Source organism: Rhizobium acidisoli (assembly GCF_002531755.2).
GTDB classification, from domain to species: domain Bacteria; phylum Pseudomonadota; class Alphaproteobacteria; order Rhizobiales; family Rhizobiaceae; genus Rhizobium; species Rhizobium acidisoli.
This window is the reverse complement of the sequence record NZ_CP034998.1, coordinates 1,374,848-1,386,419: the sequence shown is the minus strand read 5'-3', so window position 1 is coordinate 1,386,419 and position 11,572 is coordinate 1,374,848. Positions and strand designations below refer to the sequence as shown.

Annotated in this window: 10 protein-coding genes; 3 read left to right on the top strand and 7 right to left on the bottom strand. The window is 62.4% G+C overall.

Translation table 11 applies throughout. From position 1 onward, the window contains the following. Nucleotides 1-79: 79 nt before the first annotated feature. The 5 genes from CO657_RS06955 to CO657_RS06935 all read right to left on the bottom strand — a co-directional run bounded on the left by CO657_RS06955 (nt 80) and on the right by CO657_RS06935 (nt 6,413). The gene (locus tag CO657_RS06955; RefSeq protein WP_054185887.1) at nt 80-1,342 is read right to left on the bottom strand and encodes an ABC transporter substrate-binding protein; all 1,263 of its coding nucleotides are present in this window, start codon (nt 1,340-1,342) and stop codon (nt 80-82) included. Nucleotides 1,343-1,428: 86 nt separating this feature from the next. Continuing rightward, entirely contained in the window at nt 1,429-2,949 is a 1,521-nt protein-coding gene (locus CO657_RS06950; RefSeq protein WP_054185888.1) for an aldehyde dehydrogenase family protein, read from the bottom strand. Continuing rightward, the gene (locus tag CO657_RS06945; RefSeq protein ID WP_012557385.1) at nt 2,949-3,728 is read right to left on the bottom strand and encodes an enoyl-CoA hydratase/isomerase family protein; all 780 of its coding nucleotides are present in this window, start codon (nt 3,726-3,728) and stop codon (nt 2,949-2,951) included. Before CO657_RS06945 ends, CO657_RS06950 begins: the two co-directional genes overlap by 1 nt. Then, a complete protein-coding gene (locus CO657_RS06940; RefSeq protein ID WP_197283931.1) occupies nt 3,721-5,334 on the bottom strand; it encodes an acyl CoA:acetate/3-ketoacid CoA transferase in 1,614 nt (537 codons plus the stop codon). The genes CO657_RS06945 and CO657_RS06940 overlap by 8 nt, the downstream gene beginning before the upstream one ends. A gap of 5 nt (nt 5,335-5,339) precedes the next feature. After that, nucleotides 5,340-6,413 (bottom strand): LacI family DNA-binding transcriptional regulator, encoded by a 1,074-nt coding sequence (locus tag CO657_RS06935; protein WP_012557383.1) that lies wholly within the window; start codon nt 6,411-6,413, stop codon nt 5,340-5,342. 280 nt (nt 6,414-6,693) lie between these two features. Between CO657_RS06935 and CO657_RS06930 the strand changes: the two genes are divergently transcribed. From CO657_RS06930 to CO657_RS06920, 3 genes are all read left to right on the top strand, one after another. Further along, nucleotides 6,694-7,098 (top strand): Imm6 family immunity protein, encoded by a 405-nt coding sequence (locus CO657_RS06930; protein ID WP_054185890.1) that lies wholly within the window; start codon nt 6,694-6,696, stop codon nt 7,096-7,098. 137 nt (nt 7,099-7,235) lie between these two features. Continuing rightward, nucleotides 7,236-8,771, top strand: a complete 1,536-nt coding sequence (locus tag CO657_RS06925) for a sensor histidine kinase (protein ID WP_054185891.1) — start codon at nt 7,236-7,238, stop codon at nt 8,769-8,771. A 63-nt stretch (nt 8,772-8,834) separates the two neighbouring features. Continuing rightward, nucleotides 8,835-9,458: a carboxymuconolactone decarboxylase family protein gene (locus CO657_RS06920; RefSeq protein ID WP_012557380.1), complete on the top strand. Its 624-nt coding sequence runs from the start codon at nt 8,835-8,837 to the stop codon at nt 9,456-9,458. 38 nt (nt 9,459-9,496) lie between these two features. On the opposite strand, the gene CO657_RS06915 is transcribed toward CO657_RS06920, so the two are convergent. Both CO657_RS06915 and CO657_RS06910 read right to left on the bottom strand, forming a co-directional pair. Then, the gene (locus tag CO657_RS06915; RefSeq protein WP_197283932.1) at nt 9,497-10,471 is read right to left on the bottom strand and encodes an alpha/beta hydrolase; all 975 of its coding nucleotides are present in this window, start codon (nt 10,469-10,471) and stop codon (nt 9,497-9,499) included. 170 nt (nt 10,472-10,641) lie between these two features. Next, a complete protein-coding gene (locus CO657_RS06910; RefSeq protein WP_054185893.1) occupies nt 10,642-11,529 on the bottom strand; it encodes a LysR family transcriptional regulator in 888 nt (295 codons plus the stop codon). Between the last annotated feature and the right edge of the window lie 43 nt (nt 11,530-11,572).

Genomic DNA, 11,572 nt, shown 5'->3' with positions numbered 1-11,572 from the left:
GGATCGGCTCGGCAATAATCGTCGCGGAGCCTGAAGCTTCCCCGCGACATGCGCGGGGAAGCATATTCATCGGCTGATCTCAGCGAGCGTCGTCGATCGCCTGGACGAGCTGCTTGACGGCTTCGTCGGAGCTCTTGATCTGGCCGTGGACGAACTTCGAGACCACGTCCTTATAGGCATTGGCGATCGCCGGAGGGGCGCCGTAGCCCTGGGCCAGCGAACCGAACAGCGTGCCGCCCTCATTGGCAGCCTTCAGATCGGCGATGCCCTTCTTGCCGCAGGCGTCGAAGTCGGTGTCGGGAACGTCGGTGCGGGCCGGCACCGAACCCTTGACGACGTTGAAGGCCGACTGGAAGCTCTTCGACAGCGTCGCCGTTGCCAGCGCCACCTGGGCCGCCTTGCGGTCGTCGGGGACGTTGAACATGCCGAACATGTCGGAGTTATAGACGACGCTGCCTTCGGTGCCGGGGAAGCGGTAGCAGAGGAAGTCCTTGTCCGGGGTCTTCTTGGCGGCGACGAATTCGCCCTTGGCCCAGTCGCCCATCACCTGCACCAGCGCATCACCCTTGATGACCATGGCGGTCGCCAGGTTCCAGTCGCGGCCGGAGAAGTTCGGATCGACATATTTGATGATCGTCGCCAGATTATCGAAGGACTTCTTCATCGTGTCCGACTTCAGCGACTCCTCGTCGAGGTCGTTGAAGGCCTTCTTGTAGAATTCCGGGCCGCCGGTCGACAGCACGATGGAATCGAACATCGTCGCTTCCTGCCAGTTCTGACCGCCGAGCGCCAAGGGGATGACACCTGCGGCCTTGGCCTTGTCGAGCAGCGCGATCAGATCGTCGAAGGTCTTCGGCTGGGTGCCGCCGATCTTGTCCATCACCGCCTTGTTGATCCACAGCCAGTTGACCGAGTGCACGTTGACCGGCGCTGCGACCCATTTGCCGTCATAGACCGAGAACTTCTGCAGCGCCGCCGGAACCGACTTGTCCCAGCCTTCCTTCTTGGCCGTCTCGGTCAGGTCACCCATGACGCCGGCCTGGGCATAATCGAGCACGGTATAGCCGAGCATCTGCGAGGCCGTCGGATAGGTGCCGGCCGCAACCATCGCCTTCAGCGCCGTCATCGCCGCATCACCGCCGCCGCCGGCCACCGGAACGTCCTTCCAGGCAAAACCTTCCTTCGACAGGTCCTGCTTCAACACGTTCAAAGCCGCTGCCTCGCCGCCGGATGTCCACCAGTGCAGCATCTGAACTTCCTTCACGTCGGCTGCGCGGGCGGAGACATGCGCGCCGGCCAGAGCCAATGCGATCATTGCGGTCGTGGTCAAAAACCTATTCATCGAAGAACCTCCCAGTTCCCTCTTGGAAGATGCGGGACCATTCCCGCATCCGATCACCCGCCCTCCTCGGGCAGTTTCCTTACCGGCTAAGCCAGCTTTTCCGTCTGCGGCATCCACCAGCCGGTGCGTTTGCCGATATGCATGTTCAGCGTTTTGGTCTCGGTGTAATCCTCGACCGCATGGCGGCCGAGCTCGCGGCCGAGGCCGCTCTGCTTGTAGCCGCCGAAGGGAAGCTCCGAGGCGCCGTCCATGAAGGTGTTCATCCAGACCGTGCCCGCCCGCGCCGACCGGCCGATCGTCAGGCAGGTATCGAAATCGCGGCTCCAGACACCGGCCGACAGGCCGTAGTCGATGGAATTGGCGATGCTGATCGCTTCGGCCGATGTCTCGAATGTCAGGACCGACAGCACCGGGCCAAAGACTTCCTCGCGCGCCACCGCCATATCGGGGGTGACCGCTTCGAGGATCGTCGGCGACATGAACTGCCCCATGCCGAGGTCGAGCGTCTCGCCGCCATGGGCAACGCGGGCGCCGCTGCTCCTGGCGCCGGCGACATAGCCTGAGATCTTCTCCAGATGCTGCGGCGTAATAATCGCGCCGACCTGTGTGGAGGGATCGAGGGGATCGCCGACCTTCACTGCCTTCGACAGTTCGGCAATCCGGTTGACGACGTCTGAGGCGATCGATTTGTGCAGGATCAGCCGCGACCCGGCATTGCAGCACTCGCCGGCGTTGAAATAGGCACCGAAGACCGCGGCATCGATGAAGGCGTCGAGATCGGCATCCGGGAAAACGATCTGCGGGTTCTTGCCGCCGAGTTCCAGCGAGACCTTCTTCAGCGTCTGCGCTGCATTCGACATGGTCAGTTTTCCGACACCGGTCGAGCCGGTGAAGGAGACCATGTCGACATCGGGATGAGATGTCATGATCGCGCCGACCTCAGGTCCCGTACCGGTGACAATATTGACGACGCCATCCGGAACGCCGGCCTGCTGCAGAATTTCTCCGAGCACGAGCGTCGATCCCGATGTCAGCTCCGAAGGTTTGACGACGGCCGTGCAGCCCGCCGCAAGCGCGAAGGGCAGCTTCTGGCCGACGATCAGGAACGGGAAATTCCAGGGCGTGATGATCGAGACCACGCCGATCGCTTCGCGGAGCACGACGCCGAGCGTGCCGTCGCCGAGCGTGTTGTAGCTTTCACCGTGGAGATCGCGTGCGAGAGCCGCCGCATAGCGCCAGATGTCGACCGAGCCGGCAATTTCGCCCCGCACCTGCGTGATCGGTTTTCCGGCCTCGATGGCATCGAGAAATGCCAGTTCCTCCGCACGCGCTGCGATCAGATCAGCCGCCTTGAGCAGGATAGCGGAGCGTTCGGACGCGGTCATCCGCGGCCATGGTCCCTGGTCGAAAGCCTTGCGTGCGGCGGCAATGGCGCGCTCGGCATCATTCCTGCTGCCGGTCGGGAACCGGCTGACCACGACCCCATGGCTCGGTGCGACACGCTCGATCGGATCGGCGGCGCCGGACTCCCATCTGCCGTCGATCAGCATCTTGAAATCACGCGCCTTGTGGTCGCTGAGCGCCGTGGGGTTGACGAGGACCGTCATTACCATTCTCCCTTGAACGTTGCCGGGCGCTTCTCGCTGAACGATGCGACGCCCTCTTTCAGATCGCCGGTCTTGGCAGCGAGGATCGAGCCCAGGGCTTCGACCGCGGTTCCGTTGTCCTCACCATTTGCCGATGCGATCATCAGCTTGGCGATCTCGACAGCAGCTGGCCCCCTTGCGGCAATCCGCTGCGCATAATCCCGGGCGGCAGCCAGCGCGCCTCCCGAGGGAACGACCGCATCGACGATACCGAGCAGGCGCGCCTCCTCGGCGGTGAAGATCTCGCCGCCGAGCGCCATGCGCCGGACGGCCTGCGCGCCGAAACGGCGCACGAGACGCTGGGTGCCGGACCAGCCCGGCACCATTCCAAGGCCGGTCTCCGGCAGGCCGATCTTAATGTGCTCCTCTGCGATGCGAATGTCGGCAACGCCTGCCAGTTCGAGCCCTCCGCCGAGGGCGTGGCCGTTCAGGGCCGCGACCAGCGGCACCCGGAGCGTCGCCAGCCGTTCGAAGATCCGGTGACCGTGTCGAACCCAGGCATGGCCGAACTCCTGCGGCAGCATTCCGCCCCAGGCCTTGATATCGCCTCCGGCGGAAAAACCCTTTCCTTCGCCCGTCAGAACGGCAGCGCGCACGTCCGGGTTCGCCTCGACTACGTCAGCGGCATCCGCCAAGGCTTTCAGCATGTCGAGATCGAGCGCGTTCAGCTTCTCCGGACGAGAAATCGTCAAGGTCGCAACATGTCCGTCAATGTCGATCCTGACTGTTCCGCTAGCCATGGAAAGTACCCTCCAGCGTCCGCGCGCTTTTGGCTGGAAGCGACAGGCCGATGCCGGCCTCGCCGAAGAGTGCCGCATCCATGACCTTCAGGTCAGGCGCGACGATCAGCGGAAATTCGGACTGATCGAGGATCTGGGACTGAAGATCGACACCGGGCGCGATCTCGGTCAGCACGATGCCTTCGGGCGTCAGCTTCATCACGCACCGCTCGGTGACATAGATGATCTCCTGCCCCTGCTCGATCGCCCGCCTGCCGCTGAAGGTGACATGTTCGACCTCGTTGACGAGCTTCTTCAGCTTGCCTTCTTTTTCAATGAGCAGAGCCCCGTCAGCGATCGAAAGCTTCGCCCCGGCGTTGAACATGCCTGAAAAGACGATCTTCTTCGCCCGCGCGGTGATGTCGACGAAGCCGCCGGCGCCCGCCGTCACATGCGGCCGGAAGGAAAGTTTGGAGACGTTGACCGATCCGTCCTTGCCGATCTCGAGGAAGGAGAGCAGCGACGCATCGAAGCCCGCGCCTTGAAAGTAAGTGAACTGATAGGGGGACGGCATATAGGCGTCGGCATTGGAGGCGCAGCCGAAGGCGAAGTCGAGCAGCGGCACCCCACCGACCGCGCCTTGCTCTATAACCCAGGTGACGGCGCCGTGGAGCCCCTCCTCCAGCAGAATGCGCGGCACGTTGGCCGAGATGCCGAAGCCGAGATTGACGCAGCTTCCCGCCTGCAGCTCCTGTGCGACGCGGCGGGCGATGACCTTCTGAACATTGAATTCCGGAACGTGGAAACTATCGAGCGGGCGGAAGATCTCTCCCGAAATCGCCGGATCGTACGCCGTCTGCGTCGTCTGCTTCTGATCAGGATCGACGACGATATAATCGACCAGCATGCCCGGCACCCGGACGTCATGCGGTTTCAGCGAGCCTTCCTTGGTGATCCGCTTGACCTGGGCGATGACGATGCCGCCATTGTTGCGTACGGCGAGCGCCTGATCGAGGCCGCCGAGATAGGCGCCTTCATGTTCGTATGTGAGATTGCCGCGCTCGTCGGCAGTGGTGGCGCGGATAATGGCGACCTGAGGGACGATCGAGGGGAAGAACAGCCAGTCGTCGCCCTCGAAGCTGACGCGCTTGACCACCTGTTGTTCCGAAGCCAGTTCGTTCATCGCGCAGCCCTGCCGCCGGGGGTCGACGAATGTGTCGACGCCGACCTTGGTCAGCACGCCCGGCCGCTTGGCGGCGGCTTCGCGATGGATGTCGAACAGGATGCCGGAGGGAATGTTATAGGCCGGGATCTCGTTGTTGGTGATCATCTGCCAGATCAGCGGCGGCTCGGACGATGACGGCCCGGACGGATAGGAGCCACCGATGATGCACTTGAGCAGGCCCTTCCTGGCGATGTAGTCGACGCCCTTGATGCCGCTCATGTCGCCGGCGGCGATCGGATGAAGGGTGGTGAGATCGCGGGGATGGCCGGTCGCCTCGAAACGCTCGCCGATCGCCTTCAGCATGAGGTCCGGGCAACCGAGACCGCTGGAAGACGATACCGTGACGACGGCGCCATCCGGGATGAGCGCGGCCGCTTCGGCTGGGGTGAGATGCTTCTTCATATGCATTACTCAGCGTCCTGTTTCGATTTTACGCTCTTGCCGGCCTTTGCCGGCGCGGTCTTGCCGGCGCCGCAGCTTTCGCGAACGACCAGCCGAACGGCTGTCGTCACCGTCTCCGCCTCGGCCTTGCCGGCATTGATCTGCTTCAGCAGCATCTGCGCGCCGCGGCGCCCGATGCCCTGTGGGTCGACCGAGACCGTCGTCAGCGCCGGAACCGCCGCCTGAGCCTCGATGACGTCGTCGAAGCCCACCACGGCGAAGTCGGCGCCGGGCTCCAGGCGGCGCGCCCGCAACCCGTCGCAAACGCCGAAGGCCACGGCATCGTTGAAGCAGACGGCCGCAGTCGGCCGCCGGCCGAGCGCGATCGCCTTTCCGATCGCCTCCACCCCGCCGGCTCGCGACGGCGCCGAGGAGATGACGAGTTCTTCGTGATAATCGAGCCCGGCCGCCTCCACGCCGCTGCGATAACCGGCAAGCCTGTCGTCGAAGACGGCAGTGTCGGGAAAGCCGCCGAGAAAGGCGATGCGCTTGTGGCCGAGCCCGGCCAGATGCTTGACGGCCGACATCATGCCGGCCCGGTTGTCGGAAACGATGGACGAGACTTTGGCGCCGGGCAGGTTTCGAACGACGACCACGACTGGAATCCCTGCCGCAACGAGCGGCTTGAAGTCGGCGGCATCGGTGGCGCGGGCCGGCGAGACGATGAGTCCGGAAATGCCGTGCTCGCGCATCGAGGCGACAACCTCACGCTGCCTGTCGATGCTCTCGCCGGTATTCGACAGGAACTGCACGAAGCCGGCCGACTGGACGACCATATCGACGCCGACCGCCAGCTCCGCAAAAAAGCTGTTCGTCAGGTCGTTGACGACAACGCCGATAATCTTCGATTTGGCACCGGCCTGGCGAAGATTGGCGGCGCCGCGATTATAGACATAGCCCAGTTCGCGCATCACGGCATTGACCTTGGAGCGCGTCCCCTCATTGACCAGGGAGGAGCCCTGCAACACCAGCGACACCGTCGACTTGGAGACGCCGGCGGCCTTTGCGATGTCAATGACGGTTACCCGCGCCTTTGTCATTTTCCTCTCCGACCATCACGTCGACTGATGGATAAATATTTGGAACGTTCCAATTCTGTCAAGGAAAATTTGGAGTTCCTTTTATGAATTTATTTGCTTCTATTGAGATGTCAGCTTTATTTCACCGTCAACATTTCAACTAATAAATTGGAACGATCTAAATTCCGGTCACAGTTGAGAGGCGCCTGCGGCCTGCAAAGTCGTGGAAGATTCGGGGCTCGTCCCCTATGCTGTCGAGACAATCATTGCGCCCGCGATCAGCGGAGGAAATCACCGAGACATGACCTTGCGCGCTGAACTGACCGCTCTGCCGCCACGCGAACAGGCACAGCGCCTGACAGCCGTCGCCGCATCCCTGGTGGCGCAAATCAGGTGCACCGAACCCGACGCACTGGAGGCCGAGGCCGCCTTGGCGGCCATCCGTGCCTGGGGCGACGGCGGACGCATAACCGGCCGATATTTCTCCGATCTTGTCTACAGCGATGAGGAGCGCGGGACGCTTCGCCGTCTTTCCGAGGCGGCAGGAAAGCCCAGCGAAGGCGGCTGGAATGCGCTGACGACGGCAGTCATGTACGTCGCCTGGCTTGTTTATCAGGAGACCGGCGGAGCCATGCCGAGTGACGTCAACGAGGTGGGAGAGGACAGCCTTGATCTTCTGGACGAGCAACTCGCCGAACTCGGCTAAGTGATGCAAAATCACCGCGCGCACTGTTGCTGCAAATTGCTCTCGATGAGTTACCGCCGACAGGCTTTAGCGAAACTTTATCGTTTCTGACGAATGCTACGAATACGTGCAGCGTGCCAGATCTGAAGCAGGGCCGGATGATGCCACATTCGTTTGAATCCATTCTGGAGAACCTGCCGCAAGGCATTGTTCTCCTTGATCCTGCCAGCAGGGTGACGGCTTTCAATTCCCGCACACTTGCTATTCTCGGGTTGCCGGATGGAGCCATCGGCAAAGGAATGAATATCGACGGACTGCCGGGCACCGCCGATTGCCGCGCGGCCGCATGCCGGCAGTCGACGACCGGCAGGCCGCACACGTCTCAGTTTGCGCTTTCCGACGGACGGATGGTCTCAATGACCTGCGCCCCATCGAAAGAGGGAGGCTGGATCCTCAGCTACGAAGACATCTCGACCCTGATCCGCGTCGAAGACAGTCTCACCGAACAACATCACCGGTTCGACGCAGCACTCAGCAACATGCCGCACGGCCTATGCATGTTCGATTCGACGAAGAAGCTGATCCTGTGCAACCCAGCCTACGCGCGGATGTACAATCTGCCGGATCTCCTGACGCAACCGGGGACGCCGCTTGTCGATATCCTGGCCTATCGCGGCCGCGAGGGAAATGGCCCGGCCGACACCGCTACCTATTTCGATGTGGTGTTCGAAGCAACGGCGCGCGGCGCGGTGGCCAGCCAGAATATCGTGCTCGTTGACGGCCGCGTTATCAAAATCACCCACAATCCGATGCAGAACGGTGGCTACGTGGCCACCCACGAAGACGTCACCAAAACAGTGCGGCTGACCGAAGAGCTGCGCCGGCATCACGATCAGCTCGAAACGACGGTGCAGAGCCGCACAGCCGAGGTCGAGCGGCAGGCGCGGGAACTCGAGCGAATGCTTGCGCAGGAGCGAAACATCAACGAATTGCAGCGGCAGTTCGTGGCGATGGCCTCCCATGAATTCCGAACGCCGCTGGCCATCATCGACGCTGCCGCCCAGCGGCTGCTGCGCAAAAGAGGAGCAGTCGAGCCCGAATTTCTCAGCGACAAGGTCGATCAGATCCGCGCATCGGTGAACCGGATCGTCGACCTGATGGAGAGTATCCTTTCGGCCGGGCGCCTCGACACCGGCAAGATCGATATCAGCTATGACGCCTGCGCCTTGCGATCATTGATCAGAAGCTGTTGCGAGCGGCAGTCGACGATCGCCAAGACGCACAGTTTCGTGCTGGATATCGACGGGCTGCCGGAGTTCATCGATGCCGATCCCCGAACCTTGGCGCAGGTCTTTACCAACCTGCTGTCCAACGCCGTCAAATACGCGCCCGGAACCTCGGAAATTCGCGTCACGGCATGGGAGGAGACGGGAAACGTCAAAGTTTCGATCAGCGATGACGGGGTGGGGATCGATCCCGAAGACGTGCCCCGGCTGTTCCAGCGCTATTTTCGGGCCGGGACGTCGACCGGAATTGCCGGGACGGGCATCGGCCTCAACCTGGTGAAGCAGATCGTCGAGCTGCACCACGGCGCGATAGAGGTTCGAAGCGCAAGAGGCTGCGGATCGACATTCACCGTAACCCTTCCGATCAAACGAACTGGTAACGCTTCTGAGAACAGCGACGCCGCCTGACATTTCAGGATTGCTGTCCTCAATATCTACCCTATCCTTCTCGCTATAGAGGAGGACCATGCCATGGCTTTCATTCACACCCCCAATGCATCCGCCAGCGAGAAGACGACGTCGATGTATGCGTCGGCCGAGGCGAATTATGGTTATCTGCCGAACATGTACCGCGCCTTCGGACACCGGCCGGAGGTGATGGAGAACTGGGCAGCGCTGCTTTCCAGCATTCGCGGACATATGAGCCTCAGGCGCTATGAGCTGGTGACGCTGGCGGCGGCCAAAGAGCTGAAATCCTCCTATTGCATGCTGGCGCACGGCTCGGTGCTTCTGCGCGAGGGTTTTACCAGCGACGGGCTGACGGCTGTCGTCAACGAGACGGAGAAAGCTCCGATCGATGCCGGCGAAAGGGCGATCATGGCCTTTGCCGCCAAGGTGGCGCGCGACGCAACGTCGATTACCCAGCAGGATATAGACGGGCTGAAGAAACACGGGCTGAGTGATGCCGAGGTCTTTGACGTGACGGCCGCGGCAGCGGCCCGGTGTTTCTTCTCGAAAATGCTGGATGCGCTGGGGGCTGCACCCGATCACGCCTATATCGAGCGGCTGGAGCCGAATGTCAGAAAGGCGCTCAGCGTCGGTCGGGAGGTCGAGCGGCCTCTGGCGCCGTCACCGTCGCGTGGCACATCGCAATGATCCGGACGGCGAGGACGTGAGGCCTCTGCCTCGAGGCCCTACTCCTGCGGCTTGTCTGCGAAATGCCGGATCGCAAATTCGGCGATATTCTGGCTCGACCGGTCGGCATCGTCGAGCAGCGACGGAAACAGCTGCCACTGATGCGGCATGCCCGGCCAAATCTCGGTGGTGACATCCACCCCGGCCTGACGCGCCTTGTCGGCGAGCCGCAGCGTATCGTCCAGCAGCACTTCGCCGGAGCCGACCTGCAGCAGCAGCGGCGGAAAGCCGGTCAGGTCGGCATAAAGCGGCGATGCCTGGGGATCGCTCGGCGACCGGCTGCCGAGATAGGCCTTGCGCAAGGTTTCGATCGAGGCCCTGCCGACCAGCGGATCGCTATCGGCATTCGATGTCATCGATCCGCCGGTCGCGGCAAGATCGGTGATGGGGCTGAGCGCAATGACCGCTGCCGGCAGCGGCTTTGCCGCCTGCCTCTGCCGCAGCACGGTCTCCAGCGCGATATTGCCGCCGGCGCCGTCTCCCGCCACGACGACATTCTCGGCGCGATAGCCGTTGTCGAGAAGCCAGCGATAGGCCGTCAGCGCGTCGTTGATCTGGGCGGGATAGGTATATTCGGGCATCAGCCGATACTCGATCAGAAGCACGTCGCTGGATGCGGCCTTGGCGAGCGAGCCGGCAAGCAGGCTGTGCGTGCGGATGGAGCCACCGGAAAAGCCGCCGCCATGAATATAGAGGATCACCCTTTGGCCGATCGGGTGGTGAAGGCGGGCGGGCCACATCAGCTCGGCGTCGACGCCATCGGCATCGACCTGCCGGACCTGGATGCGTGTCGGCCCCGGCGTCGTTTCCATCAGCGTCCGGAAGGCTGTCCGCCGCTGCTGCAGGCCATCGGTTCCGGCAAAATGATCCTTCCAGAGGCCGACGAGTTTTTCGACCTGATCGCGCGAGGCCTGGCTTTGCGGTTCAATGTCCTTTCCGACGGCCGCCGAGGCCAGCAGCATCACCGCAGCCAATGCGGGCAACAGACCGCCGAGCCGCTTTGCTGCGCTTCGATTGACCGTTGGCAAAATCCGACCGTTCATCAACCTCTCCCGATGATGCTGGCCATGACGGCCATGGCAGCATCATTGGCCAGTTCGCACGCAGGAGTCAAAAGGGTGAAGGGTGCGAATCCTGAGCTTTTTTACTCGGCTTTCATCGCATCGATGACCGCCCTGAAACCCGCCGACATGTGGCGTCGGCTCGGATAGTAGAGATAGAGCGGCTCCTCCGGCTGGCACCAGTCGTCGAGCACCTGGATCAGTTCGCCGTCGGCAATCGCCTTCTCCACCCGCGGCTCCCAGATATAGGCAAGGCCGACGCCGCCGAGCGCTGCCTGCAGCATCAGTTCGTGATCATCGAGCGACAGCGGTCCTGTCGGCTGAAAGCTGACCGTCTGGCCATCCTTTTCGAATTCCCAGGCATAACGTGCACCTGACGGAAACATGTTCTGGATGCAGAGGTGGCGCTTGAGATCGTGGGGCGTTTCCGGCTTCGGCCGGACCTCGAAATAGGCAGGCGAACCGACGACGACCAGGCGGATGCGCGGCTTGATGCGCAGCGCGATCATGCCCTCGGTGACACGCTCACCGAAACGGAGGCCGGCATCGAAGCCCTCCTCGACGATATCGACCAGCCTGTCTGTTGCGTTGATCTCCAGCTGCAGATTGGGATTGCGTTGGAGCAGCGGGGCAATGACGCGGCCGATGACGAAGGGGCCGATCGAATTCGGCACATTGATCCTCACCTTGCCGAAGGGCGTGTCGCGGTAACGGTTCAGTGCGTCGAGTGCTGCCGCCATCTCGCCGAAGGCCGGGTCGAGATGCGAGATCAGCAGTTCGCCGGCCTCGGTCAACGAGACGCTGCGCGTCGTGCGGTTGAGCAGGCGAATGCCGATCCGGTCTTCGAGGTTGAGCACCGCATGGCTGATCGCCGAGGCAGTGACACCCCTCTCCTCGCCCGCCTTGCGAAAACTCTTATACCGGGCAACGGCCGCGAAGGCCGCGAGTTCGGACAGTTCAGTGGCGCGCATTACTGAATATGGCTCATCATAGTTTCAATAATAACAAATCTTA

Bases quoted from the DNA above. Each gene is read 5' to 3' on its own strand.
- CO657_RS06955 (WP_054185887.1), bottom strand. From the start codon at position 1,342: ATGAATAGGTTTTTGACCACGACCGCAATGATCGCATTGGCTCTGGCC.
- CO657_RS06950 (WP_054185888.1), bottom strand. From the start codon at position 2,949: ATGACGGTCCTCGTCAACCCCACGGCGCTCAGCGACCACAAGGCGCGT.
- CO657_RS06945 (WP_012557385.1), bottom strand. From the start codon at position 3,728: ATGGCTAGCGGAACAGTCAGGATCGACATTGACGGACATGTTGCGACC.
- CO657_RS06940 (WP_197283931.1), bottom strand. From the start codon at position 5,334: ATGAAGAAGCATCTCACCCCAGCCGAAGCGGCCGCGCTCATCCCGGAT.
- CO657_RS06935 (WP_012557383.1), bottom strand. From the start codon at position 6,413: ATGACAAAGGCGCGGGTAACCGTCATTGACATCGCAAAGGCCGCCGGC.
- CO657_RS06930 (WP_054185890.1), top strand. From the start codon at position 6,694: ATGACCTTGCGCGCTGAACTGACCGCTCTGCCGCCACGCGAACAGGCA.
- CO657_RS06925 (WP_054185891.1), top strand. From the start codon at position 7,236: ATGATGCCACATTCGTTTGAATCCATTCTGGAGAACCTGCCGCAAGGC.
- CO657_RS06920 (WP_012557380.1), top strand. From the start codon at position 8,835: ATGGCTTTCATTCACACCCCCAATGCATCCGCCAGCGAGAAGACGACG.
- CO657_RS06910 (WP_054185893.1), bottom strand. From the start codon at position 11,529: ATGCGCGCCACTGAACTGTCCGAACTCGCGGCCTTCGCGGCCGTTGCC.